The sequence below is a fragment of the Bradyrhizobium sp. A5 genome (genome assembly GCF_042076515.1).
GTDB classification, from domain to species: domain Bacteria; phylum Pseudomonadota; class Alphaproteobacteria; order Rhizobiales; family Xanthobacteraceae; genus Bradyrhizobium; species Bradyrhizobium cosmicum.
In genome coordinates, this window is record NZ_CP148990.1 from 144,782 (window position 1) to 170,581 (window position 25,800).

Genomic DNA, 25,800 nt, shown 5'->3' on the forward strand with positions numbered 1-25,800 from the left:
AATGAGAGGCGGATGGCCGGAAAAAATCCGGCCACCGCACTCTCGCAATTTCAGTTCAAAAAGATCCGGGCGCTTCGGTAAGATTTGGACTTACAGGGAGCGCTGGATCGTCTCCACGCGATAACACTCGATCACGTCACCGGCGCGCATGTCGTGGTAGTTCTCGAAGGCCATGCCGCATTCCTGACCGGACTGGACTTCCTTCACTTCGTCCTTGAAGCGCTTCAGCGTCGACAGCTTGCCTTCGTGCACGACGACGTTGTCGCGGATCAGGCGCACATTGGCGCCGCGTTCCACGGTGCCGTCGGTGACCCGGCAGCCGGCAACCTTGCCGACCTTGGAGATGTTGAAGATCTCCAGGATCGAAGCATTGCCGAGCATGGTTTCGCGCAAGGTCGGCGCGAGCAGGCCGCTCATCGCCTTCTTCACGTCGTCCACGAGGTCGTAGATGATGTTGTAGTAGCGGATCTCGATGCCGTTGCGCTTGGCGGCCGCAGCGGCCTCCTTGTTGGCTCGAACCGAGAAGCCGATGATCGCGGCATTGAAGCCTTCCGCGAGCGTCACGTCCGATTCCGAAATACCGCCGACGCCGGCATGCAGGATGCGGGCGGCGACTTCGTCGGTGCCGAGCTTCTCCAGCGAGCCGAGGATCGCTTCCAGCGAGCCCTGCACGTCCGCCTTGATGATCAGCGGGAATTCCTTGCGGCCCGCCGTCTTCAATTGCGACATCATCTGCTCGAGCGAGCCGCGCATGCCGGAGATCGAGGCTGCCGCGTTCTCGCGCTTCTGGTGCGCGCGGTAGCTGGTGACCTGGCGGGCGCGAGCTTCGTTCTCGACGACGGCGAGGCGATCGCCGGCTTCCGGCGGACCGTTGAAGCCGAGCACTTCGACCGGCACCGACGGGCCTGCCTCGTGCACCGTTTCGCCCTGATCGGAGATCAGCGCACGGACGCGGCCCATTTCGGCGCCAGCAACGATGATGTCACCGACACGAAGCGTTCCGCGCTGGACCAGCACGGTCGCGACCGGACCACGGCCGCGGTCGAGCTTGGCCTCGATCACGGTGCCTTCGGCCGGACGATCCGAATTGGTCTTCAGGTCGAGGATGTCGGCCTGCAGCGCGATCATTTCGAGCAGCTTGTCGAGATTGGTCTTGTTCTTGGCGGATACCTCGACGTCGACGACGTCGCCGCCGAAGGATTCCACCTGCACTTCGTGCTGGAGCAGCTCGGTGCGCACGCGCTCGGGCTTGGCATCGGGCTTGTCGATCTTGTTGATGGCAACGATGATCGGCACCCGCGCCGCCTTGGCGTGGTTGATGGCTTCGATCGTCTGCGGCATGACGCCGTCATCGGCCGCGACCACCAGCACGACGATGTCGGTGACCTTGGCGCCGCGGGCGCGCATCGCGGTGAACGCGGCGTGGCCGGGCGTGTCGATGAAGGTGATCTTCTTGCCGCTCTCGGGCGACAGCACCTGATAGGCACCGATGTGCTGGGTGATGCCGCCGGCCTCGCCGGAGACGACGTTGGCATGACGGAGCGCGTCGAGCAGCGAGGTCTTGCCGTGGTCGACGTGACCCATCACGGTCACGACGGGCGAACGCGTCTCGGTGTCGGTGGAATCGTCGGTTGCGTCGAACAGGCCTTCTTCAACGTCGGACGCGGCAACGCGCTTGACGGTGTGCCCAAGTTCTTCGGCGATCAGCTGCGCGGTGTCGGCGTCGATCACGTCGGTGATCTTGTGAATCGCCCCCTGCTTCATCAGCATGCGGATGATTTCCACCGCACGCTCAGCCATGCGATTGGCGAGCTCCTGGATGGTGATCGCTTCAGGAATGATCACCTCGCGGATGAGCTTTTCCTTCGGCTCGTTCGCGGCATGGCCCTTCAGGCGCTGGGTGCGGCGGCGGAACGAGGCGATCGAGCGCTCGCGCACTTCGTCGGCGTTGAGCGCGGTGACGACGGTCAGGCGGCCGCGCTCTTTCTGCGGACCGGGCTTTTGCGTGGGCTTGGGGGGGACCACAGGGCGCGCTGCGCCACCGGGTCCGCGGCGGATCTGACGCGGGCCGTCGTCCTCGTCCGGTCCGGCTGCGACCGCGGGCGCGCGGCCCAGCGGGCCGCCTGTCGGCCGCGCCGTGGTCGTTCCGGGGCGCGCGGTCGTCGTTCCGGGACGTGCCGTGGTGGTGGTGGTGCCGGGCCGCGCCGTGGGCGCGCCGGTTCGCGGCGCGGGAGCAGCCGGGGCTGCCGTTGCGGGTCGCGGAGCAGATTGCGGCTGCTCGCCTTCGCCAAAACGCTTCTTGGCCTCGGTCTCGGCCTTGCGCTTGGCTTCGTCCTCGTGACGATGGCGCTCTTCCTCGGCCTTGCGGCGGGATTCGGCGGCTTCGCGATCGGCGCGTTCGGCGGCCTCGCGAACGGAGCGGCGCTGGGCCTCCTCCTCGGCCTGGCGGCGCTCTTCGACTTCGCGCACCTTGGCATCGGCCAGCGCGCTGGCGCGGGCGGAACGTTCGTCCTCGGTCAGGGTGCGCAGCACCACGCCCGAGCCGGAGTTACGCGGCGGCGCCGGGCGCGAGGGAGCGGGCGCGCCGGGACGCGGCGCGGGAGCGGCCGGTGCCGGCTTTGCGACAACCGTCGGAGCCTGCGGCTCGGGGCTGCCGTCGATCCGGCGCTTGCCGCGCTTCTCGACCACGACCTGCTTGCTGCGGCCATGGCTGAAGCTCTGGCGCACAGTGCCCGTTTCGACGCGTGGCTTGAGCGATAGCGTCTTGCTCGGAACGCTCAGCTTCTTGTCGTCAGGGGTCTTGGTATCAACCATTCAGCAGTCCTAATCCTGATCTGTTAGCGTTGTGCGTTGCCGCACCGTCCTATCGGGTGGTCGTTGTCTCTCAGAAATCCTGGCCGGGCTTTTCGGCAGTCTTGTCATCGTCCGCCATCCGGTATCGGACCAGCATCTGGCTACGTGACAGGAATGACTTGCTCGCCGGGCCCGCGAGCAGGGCAGCATGTATCACATTTGACCGGGTAAGTGCCAAATCCAATTCTACTGATTTCAGTGCGGTGACGACGGGAATCTGCGGCTTGGTGCCGCGATTTCCGTCATTTTGACGTGCCAGCATGTCCAATTTGCGGATTCCGTCCGCGGCCCCGTCGCTGGCATGGATCAGGACCTCGACCGTGCCTTCCCGCAGGGCGCTTTCGACCTTGCCGAAACCGGCCACGATTTGGGCCGCCTTGGCAGCAATCCCAAGGGCTTCGGTCACGCTCCGAACCAGGAGCGCCTCGATGTCCGCAGGAAACGTCTGGGGGATGCGCAGTTCGCGCTTGAAGGCTTTGCTAAAATGGTGACGACGAACGGCTTCCGCAACCACCTCGCGCGAGGCGGTGAGCCACATGCCGCGTCCGGGCAGCCTGCGCTTGAGATCGGGGACGACGTGCCCTTCCGGCGAGACGACGAAGCGGATCAGCTCGTCGATCGGCCGGACCTCGCGGCTGACCGCGCACATCCGCATGGTCGCGGACCTTTCGGTCCGCGGGCCATTGTCGAGATCGTGGTCGGTATCTGCGAGCATCCGGGCGACATTCTCCTTGGCCCTTAAGCCGGCTGATCTTCAGCCGCCTCAGCCTCTTCGGCCGGCTTGGCGAGATCGGCTTCGGTGATCCAGCCGGCCTTGACGCGGGCCTGCATGATCATGGCTTCGGCGTCGTCGCGGGAGATTTCGAGGCCATCGAGCGCGCCGGGGAACTTGGTCTGTTCGCCGCCTTCCTTGCGCTCGGTCCAGCCGACCAGATCGTCGGTGGCGCAGCCGGCGAGGTCCTCGACCGTCTTGATGTCGTTCTCGCCGAACTTCACCAGCATCTTCGAGGTCACGCCCGGCACGTCCTTGACGGCGTCCTCGACACCGAGCTCCTTGCGCTTGGCCTCGATCTCGGCTTCCTGCTGCTCGAGATATTCGCGGGCGCGGTTCTGGAGTTCCTGCGCGGTCTCCTCGTCGAAGCCCTCGATGCCGGCGAGTTCCTTGAGGTCCACCATGGCGAGCTCCTCGACCGAGGTGAAGCCTTCGGACGCCAGCAGCTGGCCGACCACTTCGTCGACGTTGAGCGATTCCATGAAGACGCGGGTGGAGTTCTCGAAGTCGGCCTGGCGGCGCTCCGATTCCTCCTGCTCGGTCAGGATGTCGATGTCCCAGCCGGTGAGCTGCGAGGCCAGACGCACGTTCTGGCCGCGGCGGCCGATCGCCAGCGAGAGCTGGTTGTTGGTGTCGGGCACGACGACTTCGATGCGCTCGCGGTCCTCGTCGATGACGACCTTGGAGACTTCGGCGGGCGCCAGCGCGTTGACCACGAAGGTTGCGATGTCGGGCGACCAGGGAATGATGTCGATCTTCTCGCCCTGCAACTCGTTCACCACGGCCTGCACGCGCGAGCCGCGCATGCCGACGCAGGCGCCGACCGGATCGACCGAGGAATCGCGGGAAATCACGCCGATTTTCGCGCGCGAGCCCGGATCGCGGGCCACCGCCTTGATCTCGACGATGCCGTCATAGATCTCGGGCACTTCCTGCGCGAACAGCTTCGCCATGAACTGCGGATGGGTGCGGGAGAGGAAGATCTGCGGGCCGCGGGTCTCGCGGCGGACGTCGAAGATGTAGGCGCGGACGCGGTCGCCGTTGCGGAACACTTCGCGCGGCAGCATCTCGTCGCGGCGGATGATGGCTTCGCCGCGGCCGAGATCGACGATCACGCTGCCATATTCGACGCGCTTGACGACGCCGTTGACGATGTCGCCGATGCGGTCCTTGAATTCCTGGTACTGCCGGTCACGCTCGGCCTCGCGCACCTTCTGCACGATCACCTGCTTGGCCGACTGCGCGGCGATGCGGCCGTATTCCAGCGGCGGCAGGGTGTCGGCGATGGTGTCGCCGACCTGGGCACCGGGATTGGCGCGCTGTGCGTCCACCAGCGAGATCTGGTTGGAATGGTTTTCAACCGTCTCGACGACCAGCATGTGGCGCGACAGCCGCAACTCGCCCTTCTTGGGGTCGATCTCGGCGTGAACGTCGGTCTCGCTGCCGTATCGGGCCCGCGCGGCCTTGGCGATGGCGTCCTCCATCGCCGCGATGACGATGCCGCGGTCGATCGATTTCTCGCGCGCAACGGCGTCGGCGATCTGGAGCAACTCAAGTCGATTGGCGCTGACTGCCATGGCTAGTCTCCTTCGTCAGGCTCGATCTCGCCCCGCCGCGCGCGATCGGCGGCAAGGCGATGTTTCTTCGTATTGGTCGGAGCCGGCTTTTTTGGCGTCGGAGCCGGCTTCTTTTGCGGCTTGGTGTTCTTGGTCGTTTTCTCGCTGATGCTGGCGTGCGGTGCCGCCGGCGGCTCCAGGCCGAGATTGCGGCGCATCTCGCGCGCCTGGGCCTTGCCGCGGCGCATCGATTCCGCGATCAGCTCGTCGGTCAGTACCAGCCGTGCCTCGCCGATATCCTCCATCGTCAGGAGAACGTCGGTCTCGTCGCCCGACTTGACGTCGTCGCGATGCAAATGCACGCGGTCGCCTTCAACGGCGCCGATCTTGCCACGGAACCGCTTCCGCCCTTCATGGGCGACGGCCATCTCGACTTTCACCAGATGGCCCACATAGCGCTCGAAGTCCGAGCGCCGCACCAGGGGCCGGTCGATCCCCGGCGAGGAAATTTCCAGTCGATAGGCGCGATCGATGGGATCGGCGACATCGAGCACGGGCGACAGCGCCCGCGAGATCGCCTCGCAATCCTCGAGCTGCATCGTGCCGTCCGGCCGCTCGGCCATGATCTGCACTGTGCAGCCGGATTCCCCGGAAATGCGGATCCGCACCAGGCGATAACCCATGCCCTCGAGCACGGGCGCCGCGACCGCGGATACCCGTGCCGCCACGCCCGGCTCGACGACGAGCCTCGGCTCGGCCAGCAACTCGGCATCCGTGGAACCAGTGGTCGGTTCGGTCATATCCAGGGTCAAGGCGCTCGATGGTTAAGGCTTGGTTACGACTGCAAAGCCCGCTTCGGAACTTTCCCGACAACGCGTCAGGCCGTATCTTCCGCCAAGCCGCGCTCAGGTAATAAAAAAGAGCGGGTCCTTTCGGGCCCACTCTCACTACGCGGATCGTATGAGAAGATGAATTGGCGCTGATATAGCCCTTTCCGTCCTCCCGGACAAGGCCCATCGCAGGCAGGACGAGGCTTTTTGCGCCCGGTCCGCGGGCCTCACGCAACGCTTCCTTCATCTAGCAGGCCTAGATTCCCTGATTGTGGGGCGGCTTGGACCGAGGGCGCACCCGCGGCGTGCCCTGCTCGAGTTGCGCTTCATGACCGTTGCCACGTCGCTCATTCCCGGACTGGACGATATCGTCAAACGCGGTGATCCCCGGCGTCGCGGCGAAATCGCGCGCGCCATCTCGGATTTGTTCTTCCACGATGCCGCAAGGCTCCGTCCCGATCTCATCGAGCTGTTCGACAATCTCCTGATCGATCTCGTCCCGCATGCCGAGCTGGCCTCGCGGGTCGATCTTGCCGAACGCTTCTCGCGCCTGGACAACGCGCCGCCGCATCTGGTGACCCAGCTCGCGCGCGAAAACGAGATCATGGTGGCGGGCCCCGTGCTTCGCCACTCGCCCGTGCTCGACGAAGCCGCCCTGGTCGAGATCGCACGGTTGAAGGGCCAGGGTCATTTGCTGGCGATGACGGAGCGCCCCGCTTTGCCGGCTGTCGTCACCGACGTGCTGGTCGAGCGTGGCGATCGCGATGTGTTGCGGCGCGCGGCCGGCAATGCCGGCGCGGTGTTCTCGCCCGGCAGCTATTCCGAGCTGATCAAGCGTGCGGCACAGGACGGCGTGCTGACACTCAAGATCGGTCAGCGCGACGATCTTTCGGGCGAGCACCTGAAGGAGCTTCTCAACGGCACGCTCGACGTGATCCGCCGCCGCCTCTCACGTGTGGTCAATCCCGCGCGCCAGGTCGAAATCAAGCGCGCCATGCTCGCGATCGAGGAGGCCGCTCTGCCGCCCGGGCCGCGGCGTGATTTCTCGGCGGCACAGCGCACCGTGCTCGCCTTGCATCGCGGCGGACATCTCGGCGAGAGCGCGCTGCTCAGCTTTGCCAAGGCGCACAAATACGAGGAATCGATCGCCTCGCTCTCGGCGATGGCCGGCCTCCGCCTCTCGATTCTCGACCGCCTGATCGCGGGCGATCGCTACGATCCAATTCTGATTTTGGGGCGGATGCTGAATCTCGGCTGGCCCACGGTGCGTGCACTGATCCTGATGTGGTACGGCCCGAATCGGGCGCCAGCCGATGCCGATCTCGAGCAGGCGCGCGTGAACTTCACGCGCCTGATGCCGGCGACTGCCGAGCGCGTCGTGAAATTCTGGCGCAACCGGCAGACGATCTAGAGCCGAGCCTCGTCGCCAGCGCAAAATTGCTTCGCAATTTTGTCGCGAGCTACCACCTGCAATGACGGCTAACCGACCCTCTGAAACCGCAGATACGCCGCCTTGCGCCCTTCGCGCGTGGCCTTCCGGCCGTAGCGCGTCATGGTGTAGCCGTTCCACGGCAGCCGGAAATCATCGGCGCGTTCCGCGAGCCATCGGAAGTCCGGCGAGCGCGACAGATGCGACAGCGTCCAGGCGCAGTAATCGTCGATGTCGCAAACGAAGCGGAATTCGCCGCCAGCCTTCAGCACGCGCGCCATCGCGGCGATCGTCCGGTCCTGGACGAAGCGCCGCTTCCAGTGTCGCCGCTTCGGCCAGGGATCGGGATGGATCAGGTCGATCCGCGACAGCGAGGCCTGCGGCAGCCAGGCCAGCAGTTCGGCGGCGTCGCCCGCGAACAGGCGGATGTTGGCGATGTTGGCGGCCTCGATCTGCGCGAGGATCTTCGCCATGCCGTTGACATAGGGCTCGCAGCCGATGAAGCCGGTCCCGGGGAAGGCCTGCGCCTCGGCCGCAAGATGCTCGCCGCCACCGAAGCCGATCTCGAGCCGCACCTCGTCCGCTGCGGGATCGAAGATCTCGCCCGCATTGGCCGGCGCCTCACCGTCAATGTCGAGCGCAAGATGCGGCAGCAGATGATCGATCAACTCGGCCTGGTGCTGCCTGAGCTTGTGGCCCTTGCGGCGCCCGAAAAAGGCGCGCTCGCTGTCATCGCGATCGGGATCTGATTTGCGTTCGCTCATCGCAGCGTCTGGTACAGGCGATGCAGCAGCCGCGCCCGCGGTTCGAGCGACGAGACGTAGAGCTGCTCATAATGGGTGTGCGCGCCCTTGCCGTCGACGCCGAGCCCGTCGAGCGTCGCGGTGTGCGCGGCGGTGAAATTGCCGTCCGAGCCGCCGCCGGTGTGGGCGTCGATCAGCTCGAAGCCGATCTCGGCGGCAAGCGTCTTTGCGTGCTCGTACAGCGCGGCGCCGGCATTGTTCTTCTCGTAGGGCGGACGATTGAGCGCGCCCGTGACCCTGACTGTGACGCCTTCCGTCTTGGACGTCAGCCCGAGAATCCTGCCGACGAATTCTTCCGCATCGGCGAAGCTCGGGACGCGCAAATCAATCTCGGCGTGGGCCTCTTCCGGCGTGACGTTGGGCCGCGTGCCGCCCCGCACCACGCCGACATTGACGGTGACACCGCGCTCCAGATCGTTCATTCCCTCCAGCGCCAGGATCACGTTGGCGAGCTCACGGTTCGCGCTGCGGCCGTCCTGGGGCCGTGTGCCGGCATGCGCGGGCACGCCCTTGATGAACACTTCGAATCTCCCGACGCCCTTGCGTCCGGTGACGATCTTGCCGCCGTCGCGCGCAGGCTCCGTCACCAGAACGTATTTGGCCCTGCGCCCTTCCTGCTCGATCAGCGCGCGGGAGGTGGGGCTACCGATCTCCTCATCGGAGGTGAAAATGTGGGTGATGCCGAGCGGCGAGCGCTCGGCGGTTGCGCAAAGCGCGCGAAAGGCGTGCTGGGCGATGTAGGCGCCCCCCTTCATGTCGTAGATGCCGGGGCCGAACGCGCTGTCGCCTTCGACCTTAAACGGCAGGCGCTCGATGAATCCCATGGGATGAACGGTGTCGAGGTGGCTCAGCACCAGAATGCCTGGCAGGTCCTGACCCCAGATCGTGCGCGCAACGAGATGATCGCCGCAGCCGTCGACGCCGGCGATGCGTTCGAGCGTGACCGGCAGATCGCGATATTGCTCCGCGACCACAGCGATCAGCTTGTTGATTTGTTCAGGCGCTTCCGTCGGCGTCTCGATCTCCACCCAGCGCCGGATGCCGTCGAGAATAGTTTGAGAATCGTACCAATTGGAGTTGGTCATGAGCGCATCTGTGCCTTTGAACCGCATCATCGGAAAGGGAGCGCATCAAAGCGCGGCCACAGATGACGACATAGGCCAGAATTGACGCGGTCTCAAATCAGATCGAGATTGTGCGTCAGCGCTTGTCGGGGCCTTCGCGTGCCGCGATCTGCTCGACGAGGTCGACGATCGAGCGGCGCATCTTCGAATCGGTGATTCGCGTGAACGCCTTGGTCAACGCGAGACCCTCGGAGGTCGCGAGGAAGTCCGAGACGTAAGAGGGCGAAGCGCCTTCTGCGAAGCCATCCGTTCCGGCCACGCCGCTGGGGCCGCCCTCGAACAGGAACGACACCGGTACCTGCAAAATCTCGGAGATCTGCTGGATGCGGCTCGCGCCGACGCGATTCGTACCCTTCTCGTACTTCTGGATCTGCTGGAAAGTCAGGCCCAAGGCTTCACCGAGCTTTTCCTGGCTCATGCCCAACATGATGCGGCGCATGCGCACGCGGCTGCCGACATATTTGTCAACAGGGTTGGGCGCTTTCGACATTTCCTCAGCCTCCAAACATCACCGTCGGCGCAATCGAAGAGAATGCCTCAGGTGCAAGCAGTGTAAAAATCAAACCCTGTTATTGGGGAACATTGCGGAGAAATTTAGCAACGGCCACTGTCTTTTGCAGCGGATGCAGAATGAGGAGGCCGCGTGCAGTCTGTCAACCGTGGGACTACGGTTGTCAAAGGATTCCGGTCGCGTCGACCAAAAACCGCTAGCGACGGTGCGACTACGGATGCCGTTTGGCAACACGTCGCCTGACCGCCAGAAACACAGCCAGCGCGACGAGCATGGCTGCGGGCACATCGCCCACACGCGCATAGACGGTCGGTGGGATTGCGGCAGGCAGGCTTGCATCCAAAATGCCTTCGACTCCGAGGCCGAGGCTTGCAACGGTGCGCCCGACCGGATCGATCACCGCCGAGACGCCGGTATTGGCCGAGCGGACCAGCGGCAGTCCGAGTTCGATGGCGCGCATCCGTGCCTGCTCCAGATGCTGATAGGGACCGGTCGAGATGCCGAACCAGCCGTCATTGGTGAGGTTCACGATCCAGCCTGGACGTTCGTTGCGCCCGGCAACCTCACCGGGAAAGATGGCTTCGTAACAGATCAGCGGCAGCGCGGGCGGCACGCCGGGCACCGGCAGTGCGTGCCGCACGGTGCCGGGAATGAAGCCGCCGCGCATGCGCGTCAGTTGCTCGAAGCCGAGCTTCTCCATCAGGTCCTGGTAGGGCAGAAACTCACCGAACGGCACGAGGTGGAGCTTGTCGTAGACCGAGAGCACGCTGCCGTCGTGATCGATGACGTAAATCGAATTATACGCGCGCGTGATCGGCGTGCCGCGCGGCAAGTCGGGCGCGCGGACTGAACCCGTGATCAGCACCGTGCCCTTCGGCAGCAGCTCGGCGATCTCGGCCATTGCATCGGCTTCGCGGGTCAGGAAGAACGGAAAGGCGGATTCCGGCCAGATCAGGATGGTGGCATCGCGCACGCCGGTCGATTGCGGTCCGGAGGCGCGGTCCGACAGCGCCAGGTATTTCTTCATCACGTCCGCCTTGGCGGCGTAGTTGAACTTTGCGTCCTGCTGGAGGTCCGGCTGCATCAGGCGCAGCTTGGCGCCCGCGACCATCGTGGTCGGATGCAGCGACAGGCGGATCGCGCCGAAGATGCTCATCACGATCAGGAGTGCGATCGCGGCAGCCGGCGCGCGCCACGCCGGGCGGCGATCAGGCGTGCGGTCGATCAGCGCCGCGGGGCTCGCGAAGATCGCGATCGCGACGAACGTCATGCCCCAGAGGCCGATCAACGACGCCGTCTGCGCCAGCGGCAGCGGCTCGGACAGCGCATAGCCGAACGCATTCCAGGGAAAGCCGGTCAGCGCGTGACCGCGCAGCCATTCGGCGACGGTGAGGCTCGCGGCGAGCGCGAGGATGCGCGTGGCATCCTTGGTCCAGAGCAGGCGGGCCAAGGCAAATCCGAGCGCCGTGAAGATCGAGAGATAGGCCGGTAGGCCGAGAACAGCGAACGGCGTCAGCCAGGCGAACACATCGGCATCGACGAAGAACGCATAGCCGATCCAGTAGAGGCCGGGCACGAAATAGCCGAGCCCGAAGCAGTAGCCGGTCAGTGCCGCGACGGGGACGCCGACATATCGTCCGGCGCCGGCGCCGTCGATCAGCCAGACCAGCACGGGCAAGGTGACGAACAGCACCGGAAAGATGTTGAACGGCGCCAGCGCCAGCACCGACAGCGCGCCGCACCCCGTCGCGATGAGCGCGCGCTTCCATCCCCAGGCGAGGATGATGGTGAGGGCGATCTGCCGAAGGCGCTGGAACGGGCTCACTGCGGGCCGGCCCCGTCGCTCGGCGGCGGGGTGGGCGTGTCGCCGGACGGCGGCTGACCGCTCTCCGGCGTGGTCTCGCGGCGGCGGCTTTCGCGCTGGGTGCGCGGCGCGGCGCGTTCCTTCCGCGTCGAGATCCGCAGCCGCTTGACGCGGCGCGGATCGGCATCGAGCACCTCGATCTCGTAATTGCCGGGGCCCGAGATCACCTCGCCGCGCACCGGCAGGCGGCCGACGAAGCTGACGAGATAGCCGCCGAGCGTCTCGACTTCCTCGCCGGCCTCGCCGGTGACGAAGTCCGCGCCGATCACCGTGCGGACGTCGTCGAGGCTGGCGCGGGCATCGGCGATGAAGGCGTTGTCGGGCAGGCGCACGATCGAGGGCGGCTCGTCGCTGTCGTGCTCGTCGTCGATCTCGCCGACGATCTGCTCGACGATGTCCTCGAGCGAAACCAGCCCGTCGCTGCCGCCATATTCGTCTACGACCAGCGCCAGATGAATGCGCGTGGCCTGCATCTGCGCCAGCAGGTCGATCGCCCGCATCGACGGCGGCACGTAGAGCAGCTTGCGGATGATGCGCGCATCCTGTAGCGGCAGTGCCAGGTCGACCGTGCGCAGGTCGAGTCCGGCCGGCAGCGGTTTCTTGCGCTTCGTCTTGGTGGCGTCCGACACGCGCGCCCGCGCGGTCATGAATGCAAGCAGGTCGCGGATGTGGACGATGCCGACGGGATCGTCGAGCGTCTCGTTGTAAACGACCAGGCGCGAATGGCCGGCGCTTTCGAAGCGATCCATCAATTCGCCGAGCGGGATGTCGCGCTTCACAGCGATGATGTCGGCGCGATGCACCATGACGTCGGCGATCCGCCGCTCGTGCAGGCCGAGGATGTTGCGCAGCATGGTGCGCTCGACGGTCGAAAAGCCGGTGTCGTCGGGCGTCGTGGCGTCGAGCACGACCTGGAGGTCGTCGCGCACCGATCCGGCCTTCCAGCCGAACAGCGTCCGGATGGCGCGGAGCAGCCAGCCGTCCGCGGTCGGGCGCAGCACCTCGCCCGACGTCACTACGGCCGGCAGATTGGGCGTATCGCGCGGATTGTCGTGGATCGGTTCGGAATCCGGCATCTCAGTGCGTCCCTGCGCGGTCTGCATAGGGGTCGGGGATGCCGAGATGAGCCAGGATCTGCGTCTCCAGCGCTTCCATCTCCTCCGCCTCGTCGTCGTTCTCGTGGTCGAAGCCGATCAGATGCAGGAAACCGTGCACGGCGAGATGGCTCAAATGATGATCGAACGGCTTGTGTTCCTCGTCCGCCTCGCGCCGCATGGTCTCGTAGGCGATCGCGATGTCGCCGAGCATGCGCGGCGCATCGCCCGGCTTCCACTCGCCCTCCGGCTGCAGCGCGGAAAATGACAGCACGTTGGTCGGCTTGTCGATGCCGCGCCAGTTGCTGTTGAGGGTGCGGATGCCGGCATCATCGGTCAGCATCACGGCCACTTCCGCGCCCGCGACGTCCTCGTCGACAGTTTCGGCGGCGGCCGCAACGGCGCGCTGGATCACGGCTTCGGAATCGGGTTCGCGCTGCCAGCAATCGGCAACGACAAGGACCTCGGTCATGGGAAGGTTGGGGTGTGACATTCTCTTTGTTCGGAACGAAAGGCGCCTGCGTCCACGCCCGTATGATCCGGTTGTTGTCTTCAGGATTTACCGGCGGCCGGCCGCTGCGGCTGCCCTTCATAGGCGGAGACGATCCGCGCCACGAGTTCGTGGCGGATCACGTCCTCGGCCTTGAAATGAACTTGCGCAATGCCTTCGACGCCGCTCAGCAGCCGGGTCGCCTCGGCGAGGCCCGAGGTCTGGCCGTTCGGCAGGTCGATCTGCGAGGGATCGCCGGTCACGATCATGCGGCTGTTCTCGCCAAGACGGGTCAGAAACATCTTCATCTGCATCGACGTGGTGTTCTGCGCCTCGTCCAGGATGATGGCGGCATTGGTCAGCGTGCGGCCGCGCATGAAGGCGAGTGGCGCGATCTCGATCTCGCCGGTCTGCAGCGCGCGCTCGACGATGCGTGCATCCATGAGATCGTAGAGCGCGTCGTAGATCGGGCGCAGATAAGGATCGACCTTCTCGCGGAGATCGCCGGGCAGGAAGCCGAGCCGCTCGCCGGCTTCCACCGCCGGGCGCGACAGGATGATCTTGTCGACCTCCTTGCGCTCGAACAGCTGCGCGGCATGCGCCACCGCGAGCCAGGTCTTTCCGGTGCCGGCGGGACCGATGCCGAACACCAGCTCGTGGCGCTTCAGCGCCCGGATGTAGGAATCCTGCGCCGCCGTGCGCGCGCGCACCGGGCGCTTGCGCAAATTGATGCTGTCGAATGTCGACTTGGCCGACTTGGCGTCAAACTCGAACAGCGAGCCCTGGGCGATCACGGCGCGGATCGCGCCCTCGACCTCGCCCTGGTCGAGATCCTGTCCCTTCACGGCCTGGGCGTAGAGCGTCTCCAGCACGCGGCGGGCGGCATCGCAGCCGTCGCGCGAACCGCCGATGGTGATGTGGTTGCCCTTGGAATCGACGACGACGCCGAGCCGCCGCTCGATCTGCGCCAGGTGCTGGCCGTAGGGGCCGACCAGCGCGGACGCCGCGCGATTGTCGTCGAAGTCGATGACGACCTGGGTCTCGGGCGGTACTTGCATGTCGCGGTCGAATTTGCGGCTGGGAGCGATAGAAGACGAATCCGATGCACTTTTTGGCAAGGGTTCAGGCTCCAGTGGCTATGGGCGATAAAGCGGGCTCGCGCGCAACGCGCGGTGTGGCGAGCTCACCAAGGAAGCTGTAGCGTTCGAGGCTGTCGATCCGGACCGGCAGGATTTGTCCGATGATGTCGGGCGAGGCCATCACATGGGCGGGCTGAAGGAAAGCGGTGCGGCCGACGATCTGGCCGTCCCTGCGGGCCGGGCGTTCGAACAGCACATCGACCGTTGAGCCAATCGCAGCCTTGTTGAAGGCCGATTGCTGGCTGTCGATCAGTTCCTGGAGCCGCTCCAATCGCTGGTCCATCTCGGCGGGGGACACCGTCTCCTGCATGTCCGCGGCCGGCGTTCCCGGCCGGGCGGAGTATTTGAACGAATATGCCGAAGCGTAGCCGATTTGCGTGACAAGCGCGAGTGTGGCGAGAAAATCTTGCTCGCTTTCGCCGGGGAAGCCCACGATAAAATCTGATGAAAAAGCAATGTCTTGGCGCGCGGCCCGGAAACGGTCGACGACACGCCGGTAATCATCGGCGGTATGTTTCCGGTTCATGGCGGCTAAAACCCGGTCAGAACCCGACTGCACCGGCAGGTGCACGAACGGCATCAGCTGGCCGAGATCGCGATGGGCTGCAATCAAACTGTCGTCGACGTCGCGGGGATGGCTGGTCGAATAACGCAGCCGGGCGATGCCGGGAACCGTTGCCAGATGCTCGAGCAGCCGGCCGAGCGGCCAGCTTTTTCCGTCAGGCCCCTCGCCGTGATAGGCGTTGACGTTCTGCCCGATCAGGGTGAGCTCGCGCACCCCGTTGTCGGCCAGCCGCTTCACGTCGTCGACGATCTTCGCCACCGGACGCGAGACTTCGGCGCCGCGCGTATAGGGCACGACGCAGAAGGTGCAGAACTTGTCGCAGCCTTCCTGAACCGTGACGAAAGCGGAAATGCCGCGCGCGCGGATCGCGGCGGGCTTGGGCTGGGCCAGGAAGCCGAATTTGTCGGCTGCGGGAAATTCGGTCTCGATCGCGCGGCCCTCATCGCGTGCTCGCTTCAGAAGCTCCGGAAGGTGATGATAGCTCTGCGGGCCGACCACGACGTCGACGACGGGCGCGCGGCGCGTGATCTCTCCACCCTCTGCCTGTGCCACGCAGCCGGCGACCGCGATCTGCATCGCCCGGCCCCCGCGCGCGGCCTCGTCCTTGGCGACGCGCAGCCGGCCGAGCTCGGAATAGACCTTTTCGGAGGCCTTCTCGCGGATATGGCAGGTGTTGAGGATGACGAGGTCGGCGTCCTCGGCGCTGGCCGTCTCCACGAATCCTTCCGGAGCCAGCGTGTCCACCATGCGCTGGGCATCGTAGACGTTCATCTGGCAGCCATATGATTTGATGTGCAGCTTGCGCGGCGGCGTCATGGAACCCGGAATGGAGGTGGAGGACCGCCCTCAGATATAGGCTGGAGCAGCGAAAATCCAGCGAATGGGTCCAAACGGTCATTCCGGGGCGCCCGCATAGCGGGCGAACCCGGAATCCTGAGGTTTTGGGGCGAGATTCCGGGTTCGATGCTACGCATCGCCTCGGAATGACAGCAATGGCTAGCCCGCCAGAGCGTCTGCCCCGACCCGCCGGACCAGCTCCGGAAGCTGATGCATATCGGAAAAAGTCAGGTCGGCGCCGGCCTGGCTCAGGGTCTCGGCATGGCCTTCCCCGCAATGGCTGCCGCCGCAAAAGCCGAACACGGTCATGCCGGCCGCCCGGGCGCCGGCGATGCCGGCAAGGCTGTCCTCGATGACGACACAGCGTTCGGCCGGCACACCCATCTCCCTGGCCGCGAACAGGAACAGATCCGGTGCCGGCTTGCCGCTCTTGACCTGCGAGGCCGAAAAGATGTTTGGCGCGAGACGCTCAAAGAGGCCGGTGCTCCCCAAGCTCACCTGCATGCGCTGATGCGAGCCGCTCGAGGCGACGCAGACGCGCTGTGTCACGACATCGAGCACGTCATGGATGCCGCGGATCGCTTCAAGGTCGGCTTCGAATGCGCGAAACAGCTCGTCCTGCAGATCGCCGTGATAGGCCTCTGGCAGCTTGTGGCCGAGCTCGGTTTCGATCTCCAGATTGGCCTGCCGCGTCGAGCGGCCGAGGAAGCGCTCGAACACCTGCTCCGACGTGATCGGATAGCCGTGTTTCGTCAGCACGTCGGCATGCGCGCGACAGGAAATGACCTCGCTGTCCACGAGCACGCCGTCGCAATCGAAGATGACGAGATCGAAGGACACTTAGCTGGTGGGCTTGTCGTCGTCGAGCGGGACGCAATAGAGTTCGAGCCGGTGGTCGACCAGCTTGTAGCCGAGCTTGCGGGCGATCTCCGCTTGCAACTTCTCGATCTCTTCGGAGGTGAACTCGATCACCGTGCCGTCCCGCAGGTTGATGAGGTGGTCGTGGTGGCTGTCGCGCATCGTCTCGTAGCGCGCGCGGCCCTCGCGGAAATCGTGGCGCTCGATGATGCCGGCATCCTCGAACAGTTTTACGGTGCGGTACACCGTCGAGATCGAGATCTTGTCGTCGACGGCGACGCAGCGCCGATACAGTTCCTCGACATCGGGATGGTCGATCGCCTCCGCGAGCACGCGGGCGATGACGCGGCGCTGCTCGGTCATGCGCATGCCGGTCGCGGCACAGCGCGCCTCGATGCCGGACGCCTTGGATGCGGTGGAAGGTTTAAGTCCAGTCATGTGTTGTCTACCTGACGGGGCGCTTTCTGCTATCAATATTACGACAAGTCACGGCGCATCAGAAGTGCGTTCAATTGTTCCCCGTTGGGCTGCTTATAGTAGCGTTCGCGGCGTCCGACCACCATGAATCCGGTCCTGTCGTAGAGCCGCCGTGCCGGCTGGTTGTTCTCCTCGACCTCCAGAAATATCGTGCGCACGCCGCGCCCGGCGAGGTGACCGAGATGGGTCATCAGCAGCATGCGGGAGAGGCCGCGGCCGCGATAGGCCTGGTCGACCGCGATTGAGAGAATCTCCGCTTCGTCCGCGCCGATCCGTGACACCGCGAAGCCGATGACCTTGCGGCCGAGGCGCAGGCGATGGACGAGCGTGTTACGCTCACTGAGCATGGCCTCGAACTCGCCTTCACCCCAGCCATGCGCGAAGGACTGGCCGTGAAGCTGCGCGAGCCGCAGCGCGTCGCGCGCGGAGGCGGGTTCGACGGCGGGCGTGCCGCCGCGCCACCATTCCGAAAACCATCTCATCATGAGCTTGCGGCTTGTGCGAGCGGCGGCCCTGCAGTCGGCTTTGCGTCGGGCGCCTTCAGATAGAACGGCCGCGCCGGATTTGTCTCGGGATCTGCGGCCGCGCCGAGCCATGCGACCCAGCTGATGTCGGGCGCGGGCTGCGCGTCGACCGTGACAGGTTGCGGTGCATCCTTCGGCCAGCGATCGGCGAGGAGTCTTGCGCCATCGCCGACCAGATGCGGCGCGCCGAATTGCGAGGCCGCGATCGCCTCGTCGATGCGAGCCACGCCCGGCCGCACCAGCTGGCTGCCGTCGCCGGCGACGATCTGGAAATAGACGTGATCGTGCCGCGCATCGATGGCGGAGATCACCGGCGCCGTTCCGTTCTGACCGACGATGGTGGCGGCATAGGCCGACAACGTCGTCAGCCCGACGGCCGGGCGCTTCGCCGCCAGCGCAAGTCCGCGCGCGGCGGAGATCCCGACGCGCAATCCGGTGAAGCTTCCGGGACCGACGGTGACGGCGATGCGGTCGAGCGAGGTAAAGGCGAGATCGGCGGACTTCATGACGCGCGCGATCATCGGCATCAGCGCTTCGGCGTGGCCGCGCTTCATGAGGAGCTCCTCCCGCGCAAGGAGCTCGCCGGCGTCGGTGTCGAGAACGGCGGCCGCGCACGCCTCCAGCGCGGTATCGATGGCAAGGATCAGCATCCAATCAGCTTAGTCGGTTCCGCCGCGGTCGAACCAGCCCAAGTTTGATTTCTCGACAGGCGCATGATCGACCCCCGTAGTTCTACGTGGGCGTCAATGCGCGGCCCGAAATGAACCTAAGTATTTGAATTATCGCGCAAGAGGCGGCCGAGCAGGTCGCAAAGCCGCACGCCTCCGCAGGCGCAAATCGTAGCTTGCCCCGAAGCTTCTTCATCGCCATGCCTGAGGCGGGTCCGGCGCGAGCGCGCGGTCGCCCGCCCGCGGCGCTTTGCCTACATCGGCCGGACTTCGACCACGTCGGGCACAAAATGCTTCAGCAAATTCTGGATGCCGTGCTGGAGCGTCGCGGTCGATGACGGGCAGCCGGCGCACGAGCCCTTCATGTTGAGATAGACGATCCCATCCTTGAAACCGCGGAAGGTGATGTCGCCGCCGTCATTGGCGACCGCCGGCCGCACCCGCGTCTCGATCAGATCTTTGATCATGTCGACCGTCTCGGCGTCGGCCTCGTCGAAGAACTCGTCCTCGTCGTCGAAATCGGCATCGCCAGCGGCCGTGCCGTCGGCGAGCAGCGGAGCGCCGGACATGTAGTGCTCCATGATGGCACCGAGGATCGCGGGCTTGAGCTGCTGCCATTCACCGTTTGCCTTGGTCACGGTGATGAAGTCAGATCCGTAGAACACGCCGGTGACCCCGGGCACCTCGAACAGCTTTTCGGCCAGCGGCGAGCGCGTCGCCGATTCGCGGCTGGCAAATTCCATCGGCCCGCCGTCGATCACGACGCGGCCGGGAATGAATTTCAGCGTGGCGGGATTGGGGGTAGCTTCGGTTTGAATGAACATGGCTTTCTCCAGACGTCGCCGGTTCAAGGCCGGCGCGTGAGCTATCAATTAGCAGATGGCGACGACGAACGCACGATCAAGGGGTGTGGCGAAGATTTCTTTGTTACATCAGCGGGTTACGGTGCTTTTATTCTCCCTCTCCCCGCAAGCAGGGCGAGGTGAAGAACGGGCTACGACAGCGAATCCACGCTTTGGTCGCTGAGTGCGCCGGAGATGACGGTCACGGGCACCGGGAACGTGCCCAGCGCGTGTGCCAGCAGTGAAACCAGCGGGCCCGGACCCTCCGCCCCGGGGCTGGCGGCGAGCACCAGCATGGCGATGTCAGGGTCTTCGTCGATCACCGCCAGCAGCTGTTCCATCGCGGCGCCTTCGCGGATTACCCGTTCCGGCGTGATCGCGGCGATGCCGTTGGCGCGGCCGGCGGCGCGGTCGAGCGCGGCTTCCGCCGCATCATGCGCCTCGGCGCGCATGATGTCGGCGACCCCCAGCCATTCCTGGCTCTGCTCGTCGGGCTCGATGATGCGCAGCATCACCACGCCGCCGCCGGCGCGGATCGCCCAGCGGCTGGCGTAATAGACCGCGCGATCCCATTCGGCGGTGTCATCGACGACGACGAGGCATTTGGGCTTGTGACCCGGCTCGAAGCAAAGTCGCTTGCTGGTCATGCATGTCCCGGAATGTGCACGGCCTGCATGCTGCCACACTCCCGCAACGTTGGGGAGAGGAGGAGCGGCTGGCGCAGTGGCGTCGGCCGGGGTTGCGATCGCAGCAATCAGCGCCTGCGGATGAAGCCGACGATGTCCTTGGAGAGCTTCATGGTCTCGTCGGCGATCGCGCGGGCACGGTCGGCGCCGTCGTTGAGGATGGCGTCGATATGGCCGGGGTCGGCGACGAGACGCTTCATCTCGCCGGCGATCGGCGAGAGCTTCGTCACGCACAGCTCGACCAGCGAATTCTTGAAGCTGGAGAACTGGCCGCCGCCGAATTCGCGCAGCACGTCGGCCTTGGTGCGGCCGGAGAGCGCGGCAAAGATGCCGACCAGATTGTCGGCCTCGGGGCGCGGCTCCAGGCCCTTCTCTTCGGTCGGCAACGGCTCCGGATCGGTCTTCGCCTTGCGCACCTTCTGCGCGATGGTGTCGGCGTCGTCAGTCAGATTGATGCGCGAATTGTCCGACGGATCCGACTTCGACATCTTCTTGGTGCCGTCGCGCAAGGACATCACCCGCGTCGCAGGTCCCTGAATCAGCGGCTCCGGCAGCGGGAAGAACAGGCCGTCATTGGCGCCAAGGTTGCGGATCGAGTCGCCGAAATCGTTGTTGAACTTCTGCGCGATGTCGCGCGAGAGCTCCAGATGCTGCTTCTGGTCCTCGCCGACCGGCACGTGGGTGGCGCGGTACAGCAGGATGTCGGCCGCCATCAGCACGGGATAGTCGAACAGGCCGACGGACGCGTTCTCGCGGTCCTTGCCGGCCTTCTCCTTGAACTGGGTCATGCGGCCGAGCCAGCCCATGCGCGCGACGCAGTTGAAGATCCAGGCGAGCTCGGCATGGCCCGAGACCTGGCTCTGGTTGAACACGATGTGCTTCTTCGGATCGATGCCGGCAGCGATGAACGCCGCGGTCACCTCGCGGGTGTTGCGCGCCAGCTCGACCGGTCCGCCCCAGACGTCCACCCCTTGCGTGATCGCGTGCATATCGACGACGCAATAGATGCAGTTGTGAGTGTCCTGCATCTTCACGAAGTTGACGATCGCGCCGAGATAATTGCCGAGGTGCAGATTGCCCGTCGGCTGGACGCCCGAAAAAACCCGTTCAACGAATGGCATGGCAAGATTTCCTAAGGGGTAGCCGGCGTCGTTTCCAACAGCGGCGCTGCCCCGTCAAGGGTAATTCGCGGGGCTCAGGCGCGCGGATCGCGTGTGGCAGGTCGCTTCAGGGCGACCGCCGCCTCGCGCAGGGAGGCGACCCCGAGGATTTGCAGGAGCAGGCCATAGACGCCGATGCCGGCCGCGATCTGGAAGCCCAGCGCAACGAACCTGATCAAGCCATGCGCCTCGGCGGGCACCAGGCCCATCGTCAGCCAGAGCAGGGCGCCCATCGCCGCGGCGGCAAGCACGATCCGCGGCAGCCGTTGTCGCGCAGCCGCATCGACCGAGAAGCCGAATTCACGCGCCCCCTTGCGGAGCAGCGAAAGCGCGCTGCTCCAGGCGCCGGCCGCGATGCTGGCGGCGATCCCGCTCGCGCCGAAATAGTGACCAAGCACGATCGCGAGCGCGACCGTGACCGCGAATCCTTTCGTCGTTGCCAGCAGCGGCGTCATCGTGTCGCTGCGGGCATAGAAGGCAGGCGATAGCGCCTTGATCAGCACATGGGCCGGCAGCCCCAACGCCAGCCACATCAGCGCATGTGCGGTCGCGGTACTGTCCGCCGCGCCAAAGGCGCCATGCTCGAACAATATCCGCACGATCGGTTCGGCCAGCACGATCAGTCCGAGCGTGGCGGGCAGCGCCAGCCCGGCCGCGAGTTCCAGCGCGCGCGATTCCGCATGCGCCGCCGCGTCGCGGTCTCCGAGGCTCACTGCGCGCGTCAGCTCCGGCACCAGCACCGTGCCCATGGCGACGCCGACGATGCCGAGCGGCAGCTCGATCAGCCGATTGGCGAAGTAGAGCCAGGAGACAGCGGACGGCGTGGCGGAGGCGATGATCGCGCCGGCCACCATCAGCCATTGCGGACCGGAGCTCGCGATCATGCCGGGAATGGCCTTGGCGAAGAAGTCGCGCATCTCCTTGTCGAAGCTCATACGCAGCGGCGTCGCGAGGCGTCCGCTTCGCTGCGACAACAGCATCGCGAGCTGCAGCAGGCCGGCGAGGCCGACGGTTGCCGCCAGCATCCACGCGGCAAAGGGTGCATCGGCGTGCCAGACGAGTAGAACCACGATCGCGGCAATCAGCGCGATGTTGAACAGCAGCGGCGAGAAGGCGGTGAGGGCAAATCGCCCTTGCGCGTTGAGCAATCCCATCAGCACGGTGACGGGACCGGCGAAAGCAAGATAGGGCAGCATCAGCCGCGCGTTCGCGGCGGCGAGATCGAGCGTGCTGCTGCCAATGAATCCCGGCGCAATGATCGTGATGATCAGCGGCATCAGAAGCGCAATGACGATCGAGATCGCGATCAGGGCCGCGCTGACCGTGCCGAGCACGCGTCCCGCAAAGGCGGCGGCGGCCTGCTCGCCGTCGCGGTCACGGACGCGCAGCCAGGCCGGGATCAGCGCCGCATTCAGGGCCCCTTCGCTGAGCAGGCGGCGGACGACATTGACGAGCTGGAATGCGGCCAGAAACGCATCTGCCACCGCGCCGGTGCCGAGCAGCGCCGCGATCAGGGAATCGCGCGCAAAGCCCAGCAGCCGCGAGGCCAGTGTTCCCGTCGAGACGGTCAGGAAGGAGCGGATCATCGGGCTTGTTATAATACCGTTGCTTGCCCGCCCGGGGCCGGTCGTGATAGGCCGCGAGCCAGATTTCAGGCCGACAGGAAGCGGATTTCCTCAGGGATCGCAATCCGGCAACAGGATCAAGGTGAATGGCTGACGTGAAATATGACGTTCTCGGGATCGGCAACGCGCTGTTCGACGTGCTGGTCACGACCGACGAGGCTTTTCTGGCCAAGCACGGCATGACCAAGGGCAGCATGTCGCTGATCGACGAGGCGCGGGCCGCGGCCATCTACAATGACATGGGCCCGGCGACGGAAGTCTCGGGCGGTTCGGCCGCCAACACCATCGTCGGCATCGGCAGCCTGGGGGCGCGGGCCGCCTATGTCGGCAAGGTCAAGGACGACCAGATCGGCGGTCTCTATGTCCACGACATCCGCGCCGCCGGCGTCGCCTTCAATACGCCCGCCGCGAAGGACGGCGCCGCCACCGGCTGCTCCTACATCCTGGTCACGCCCGACGGCGAGCGCACCATGAATACCTATCTCGGCGCCGCGCAGGATCTGTCGCCCGCCGACATCGACCCCGCCGAGATCGCAAGCGCGGGGATCGTCTATCTCGAGGGTTATCTCTGGGATCCCAAGAACGCCAAGGACGCCTTCCTCAAGGCGGCCAAGATCGCGCATGATGCCAAGCGCAAGGTGGCGCTGACGCTGTCGGATTCCTTCTGCGTCGATCGCTATCGCGACGAATTCCGGTCGCTGATGCGCAACGGCACCGTCGACATCGTCTTCGCCAACGAGTCCGAGCTGCATTCGCTCTACATGACCTCGGACTTCGACACCGCGCTGAAGCAGCTGCGCAACGACGTCAATCTCGGCGTGGTCACCCGCAGCGAGAAGGGCTGCATGGTGGTGTCGTCCGAAGACGCCGTCGCCGCGCCTGCGGCTCCGATCGCCAAGCTGGTCGACACCACCGGTGCAGGCGACCTCTTCGCCGCCGGCTTCCTGTTCGGCCTGGCGCGCAACCTTGCCTACAAGCAGTGCGGCGAGCTCGGCGCGCTGGCGGCGGCCGAAGTGATCCAGCACATCGGGGCAAGACCGCAAGTGTCGCTCAAGGAGCTCGCCCAGCAGCGCGGGCTGACGGCGTAACGCTCGGCGACGGGACACATATTTCTGCCCAATCGCGGTCGTCATGCCCGGGCTTGTCCCGGGCATCCACGTTCTACGTGCTGTGCGGTGAGGCGTGGATGGCCGGGACAAGCCCGGCCATGACGGTGTTGCGAAAGCTGAGTGCTAGCTCACGCCGCCCTCTGCCCGCTCCCCGCATCGAGCCCGGCATAAACCCCGCGCTCGAAGCCTGCGAACGTCTCCAGGCACTTGGCATCGGCGAACGGCAGCAACTGCATCAGGATCACGCCGGTGACATCGCGTGACGGGTCGATCCAGAAATAGGTGTTGGCGAGGCCCGCCCAGGCGAGGCTGCCTGCGCTGCGCCCCTCCGCGGTCTTGGCGGTGTTGATCATGAAGCTGAGGCCCCACTTCTTCACCTGCTCCGGATAGAGGTCGACGTCGTTGGTGTACATCGGCGCCGCCGTCGTCAGCCTGGTCATGTTGAGATCGCCGATGTGGTTCTGTCCCATCGTCGCGACGGTCTCGGCCTTGAGCACCTGGTTGCCGTTGCCGCGGCCTTTGTTCAGGATCATCTGCGTGAACCTGATGTAGTCGGCCGCGGTCGCATAGAGGCCGCCGCCACCCATGTGGAATTCCGGCTCCTGCTCAAGCTCGAACGGTATCGCGGCGAGCTGGCCGTCCTCGCCGCGCGCATGCATGCCGACCAGCCGCTTGCGCATAGTGTCGGTGATCTTGAAGCCGGTGTCGGACATTCCGAGTGGAGCAAAAAGGTTGTCGCGCAAATAGGCATCCAGCCGCTTGCCGCTGACGGCTTCCACGGCCTTGCCGACGAAATCGATGTTGGTGCCGTATTCCCAGCGTGTGCCGGGATCGGTCATGGCAGGCGTCTTCAGCGCAGCGTTCTGGCAGGTCGTGATGGCGGGGGTGCCCGTCTTTTCCAGATGGATCGCAAGATCGCCGTTCCACATATTGTAGGCGAAGCCGGCGGTGTGGGTCATGAGCTGGCGCAGCGTGATCGGTCCCTTCGCCGGCCGCAGCCTCGGCTCACCGCTGGAATCGAAGCCTTCGAGCACCTGCGGCTTGGCGAGATCGGGCAGCACCTCGCCGATCGGCGCATCCAGCGACAACTTGCCCTGCTCGACAAGTTGCATCGCGCCCGCCGATGTCACCGCTTTCGTCATCGAGGCGATCCAGAACACGCTATCCGCCGTCATCGCATCGGGCTTGGACAGATCCCGCTTGCCGAAGGCGCCCTGATAGAGCACGTCGTTACCGCTGGCGGCTATGGCGACGACGCCGGGAATCTCCTTGGCGTCGCTCTTCTGGCGCAGAATCTCGTCGATCTCGGCTTGGCTTTGCATACGCGTTTCCTCCGGTTTGATTATTGTTGGAAGCAACCGATTGTCCTCCCGCATCCGCTGCGCGGCAAGGGCGGTCATATGCGCGCTTCGGTCGCGATGTCGTGACTTGACGGTCCGCGCTTCAGGCAGGACGACACAGATGCAACATGCCATCGCAAGGTGCGGTGGATGGACGCGCTTCGCCGTGACCTCGGATGGGCCTGGGCGATATGTTTCGCGTGTCTGAAGCACTTGAAACATTTTGTGCGTTGCCGCGTTTGGCCTTTGGCCCACTGGGCCGCTGACGCTAGGACTTGATACAAATTTGGCGGCCTCCGATCGGCCGCGAGGGGGCTCAGATGATTTCGACCTGGAGCGAATGGAAGCGCTATCCCCGTCCCGGACGGGGCGAGAACCTCGAGGCGCCGATCTCACCCGGCATTTACGAAGTTCGGATCGCCGGTACCGGCGCGCTCTATTCGTTCGGCGCGGTCGACAATCTGGCGCAGGCGCTGGCGCTGCTGCCGGTCGGCTCCAAATCCTGGTTCGGCCGCCGCGACGCCTCCGACGCGCCCGATCTCGAATACCGGACGTGCGCGACCTCCTCGAAGGCCGGCGCCAAGGCGGCCGCCGAGCGCATGATCGGCCGGCGCGAGACCTATATGAGCGGCGCGGCGTAACTC

Annotated in this window: 24 protein-coding genes; 3 read left to right on the top strand and 21 right to left on the bottom strand. The window is 65.4% G+C overall.

The window, feature by feature from the left end:
- Window positions 1–90: 90 nt before the first annotated feature.
- The 4 genes from infB to rimP all read right to left on the bottom strand — a co-directional run bounded on the left by infB (window position 91) and on the right by rimP (window position 5,981).
- The gene (gene infB, locus WHZ77_RS00720; protein ID WP_375311937.1) at window positions 91–2,814 is read right to left on the bottom strand and encodes a translation initiation factor IF-2; all 2,724 of its coding nucleotides are present in this window, start codon (window positions 2,812–2,814) and stop codon (window positions 91–93) included.
- Between the two features lie 70 nt (window positions 2,815–2,884).
- Window positions 2,885–3,568 (bottom strand): RNA-binding protein, encoded by a 684-nt coding sequence (locus tag WHZ77_RS00725; protein ID WP_375311938.1) that lies wholly within the window; start codon window positions 3,566–3,568, stop codon window positions 2,885–2,887.
- Between the two features lie 23 nt (window positions 3,569–3,591).
- A complete protein-coding gene (nusA, locus tag WHZ77_RS00730) occupies window positions 3,592–5,202 on the bottom strand; it encodes a transcription termination factor NusA (protein ID WP_375311939.1) in 1,611 nt (536 codons plus the stop codon).
- A 2-nt stretch (window positions 5,203–5,204) separates the two neighbouring features.
- Entirely contained in the window at window positions 5,205–5,981 is a 777-nt protein-coding gene (gene rimP / locus WHZ77_RS00735) for a ribosome maturation factor RimP (protein WP_375311940.1), read from the bottom strand.
- 358 nt (window positions 5,982–6,339) lie between these two features.
- Between rimP and WHZ77_RS00740 the strand changes: the two genes are divergently transcribed.
- Window positions 6,340–7,422 (top strand): DUF2336 domain-containing protein, encoded by a 1,083-nt coding sequence (locus tag WHZ77_RS00740; RefSeq protein ID WP_375311941.1) that lies wholly within the window; start codon window positions 6,340–6,342, stop codon window positions 7,420–7,422.
- A 68-nt stretch (window positions 7,423–7,490) separates the two neighbouring features.
- Here WHZ77_RS00740 and trmB read toward each other — a convergent pair whose 3' ends face one another.
- From trmB to murJ, 16 genes are all read right to left on the bottom strand, one after another.
- Window positions 7,491–8,204: a tRNA (guanosine(46)-N7)-methyltransferase TrmB gene (trmB, locus tag WHZ77_RS00745; protein WP_375311942.1), complete on the bottom strand. Its 714-nt coding sequence runs from the start codon at window positions 8,202–8,204 to the stop codon at window positions 7,491–7,493.
- Window positions 8,201–9,358: a M20 family metallopeptidase gene (locus WHZ77_RS00750; protein ID WP_375311943.1), complete on the bottom strand. Its 1,158-nt coding sequence runs from the start codon at window positions 9,356–9,358 to the stop codon at window positions 8,201–8,203. The genes trmB and WHZ77_RS00750 overlap by 4 nt, the downstream gene beginning before the upstream one ends.
- A gap of 85 nt (window positions 9,359–9,443) precedes the next feature.
- The gene (locus WHZ77_RS00755; protein ID WP_014438684.1) at window positions 9,444–9,857 is read right to left on the bottom strand and encodes a helix-turn-helix domain-containing protein; all 414 of its coding nucleotides are present in this window, start codon (window positions 9,855–9,857) and stop codon (window positions 9,444–9,446) included.
- Between the two features lie 232 nt (window positions 9,858–10,089).
- Window positions 10,090–11,703 carry an apolipoprotein N-acyltransferase gene (gene lnt / locus WHZ77_RS00760; protein WP_375311944.1) on the bottom strand — a complete coding sequence of 538 codons (1,614 nt, stop codon included), beginning with the start codon at window positions 11,701–11,703 and terminating at the stop codon, window positions 10,090–10,092.
- Window positions 11,700–12,818, bottom strand: a complete 1,119-nt coding sequence (locus WHZ77_RS00765) for a hemolysin family protein (protein ID WP_375311945.1) — start codon at window positions 12,816–12,818, stop codon at window positions 11,700–11,702. The genes lnt and WHZ77_RS00765 overlap by 4 nt, the downstream gene beginning before the upstream one ends.
- A 1-nt stretch (window position 12,819) precedes the next feature.
- Window positions 12,820–13,308 carry an rRNA maturation RNase YbeY gene (ybeY, locus tag WHZ77_RS00770; protein WP_375311946.1) on the bottom strand — a complete coding sequence of 163 codons (489 nt, stop codon included), beginning with the start codon at window positions 13,306–13,308 and terminating at the stop codon, window positions 12,820–12,822.
- Between the two features lie 80 nt (window positions 13,309–13,388).
- On the bottom strand, window positions 13,389–14,384 hold the full coding sequence (locus WHZ77_RS00775; RefSeq protein ID WP_014438680.1) for a PhoH family protein: 996 nt from the start codon (window positions 14,382–14,384) through the stop codon (window positions 13,389–13,391).
- Window positions 14,385–14,448: 64 nt separating this feature from the next.
- Window positions 14,449–15,846, bottom strand: a complete 1,398-nt coding sequence (gene miaB, locus WHZ77_RS00780) for a tRNA (N6-isopentenyl adenosine(37)-C2)-methylthiotransferase MiaB (protein ID WP_375311947.1) — start codon at window positions 15,844–15,846, stop codon at window positions 14,449–14,451.
- Window positions 15,847–16,026: 180 nt separating this feature from the next.
- A complete protein-coding gene (locus tag WHZ77_RS00785) occupies window positions 16,027–16,707 on the bottom strand; it encodes an HAD family hydrolase (protein WP_375311948.1) in 681 nt (226 codons plus the stop codon).
- A complete protein-coding gene (locus tag WHZ77_RS00790; protein ID WP_375311949.1) occupies window positions 16,708–17,163 on the bottom strand; it encodes a Fur family transcriptional regulator in 456 nt (151 codons plus the stop codon).
- A 38-nt stretch (window positions 17,164–17,201) separates the two neighbouring features.
- Window positions 17,202–17,687: a ribosomal protein S18-alanine N-acetyltransferase gene (gene rimI, locus WHZ77_RS00795; RefSeq protein ID WP_375311950.1), complete on the bottom strand. Its 486-nt coding sequence runs from the start codon at window positions 17,685–17,687 to the stop codon at window positions 17,202–17,204.
- Window positions 17,684–18,376: a tRNA (adenosine(37)-N6)-threonylcarbamoyltransferase complex dimerization subunit type 1 TsaB gene (gene tsaB, locus WHZ77_RS00800; RefSeq protein WP_375311951.1), complete on the bottom strand. Its 693-nt coding sequence runs from the start codon at window positions 18,374–18,376 to the stop codon at window positions 17,684–17,686. Before tsaB ends, rimI begins: the two co-directional genes overlap by 4 nt.
- A 272-nt stretch (window positions 18,377–18,648) precedes the next feature.
- Window positions 18,649–19,218: a NifU family protein gene (locus WHZ77_RS00805; protein WP_375311952.1), complete on the bottom strand. Its 570-nt coding sequence runs from the start codon at window positions 19,216–19,218 to the stop codon at window positions 18,649–18,651.
- 170 nt (window positions 19,219–19,388) lie between these two features.
- The gene (locus WHZ77_RS00810) at window positions 19,389–19,883 is read right to left on the bottom strand and encodes a universal stress protein (RefSeq protein WP_375311953.1); all 495 of its coding nucleotides are present in this window, start codon (window positions 19,881–19,883) and stop codon (window positions 19,389–19,391) included.
- A 107-nt stretch (window positions 19,884–19,990) separates the two neighbouring features.
- Window positions 19,991–21,043, bottom strand: a complete 1,053-nt coding sequence (trpS, locus tag WHZ77_RS00815) for a tryptophan--tRNA ligase (RefSeq protein WP_375311954.1) — start codon at window positions 21,041–21,043, stop codon at window positions 19,991–19,993.
- A gap of 74 nt (window positions 21,044–21,117) precedes the next feature.
- Window positions 21,118–22,668 carry a murein biosynthesis integral membrane protein MurJ gene (gene murJ / locus WHZ77_RS00820; protein ID WP_375311955.1) on the bottom strand — a complete coding sequence of 517 codons (1,551 nt, stop codon included), beginning with the start codon at window positions 22,666–22,668 and terminating at the stop codon, window positions 21,118–21,120.
- Window positions 22,669–22,793: 125 nt separating this feature from the next.
- On the opposite strand from murJ, the gene WHZ77_RS00825 reads away from it, so the two are divergent.
- Complete coding sequence (locus WHZ77_RS00825) at window positions 22,794–23,795, top strand: adenosine kinase (RefSeq protein WP_375311956.1); 1,002 nt, start codon at window positions 22,794–22,796, stop codon at window positions 23,793–23,795.
- A gap of 149 nt (window positions 23,796–23,944) precedes the next feature.
- On the opposite strand, the gene WHZ77_RS00830 is transcribed toward WHZ77_RS00825, so the two are convergent.
- Window positions 23,945–25,138, bottom strand: a complete 1,194-nt coding sequence (locus tag WHZ77_RS00830; protein WP_375311957.1) for a serine hydrolase domain-containing protein — start codon at window positions 25,136–25,138, stop codon at window positions 23,945–23,947.
- Between the two features lie 338 nt (window positions 25,139–25,476).
- Here WHZ77_RS00830 and WHZ77_RS00835 point away from each other — a divergent pair, with 338 nt between their 5' ends.
- Window positions 25,477–25,797: a hypothetical protein gene (locus WHZ77_RS00835; protein WP_014438668.1), complete on the top strand. Its 321-nt coding sequence runs from the start codon at window positions 25,477–25,479 to the stop codon at window positions 25,795–25,797.
- Window positions 25,798–25,800: the final 3 nt, after the last annotated feature.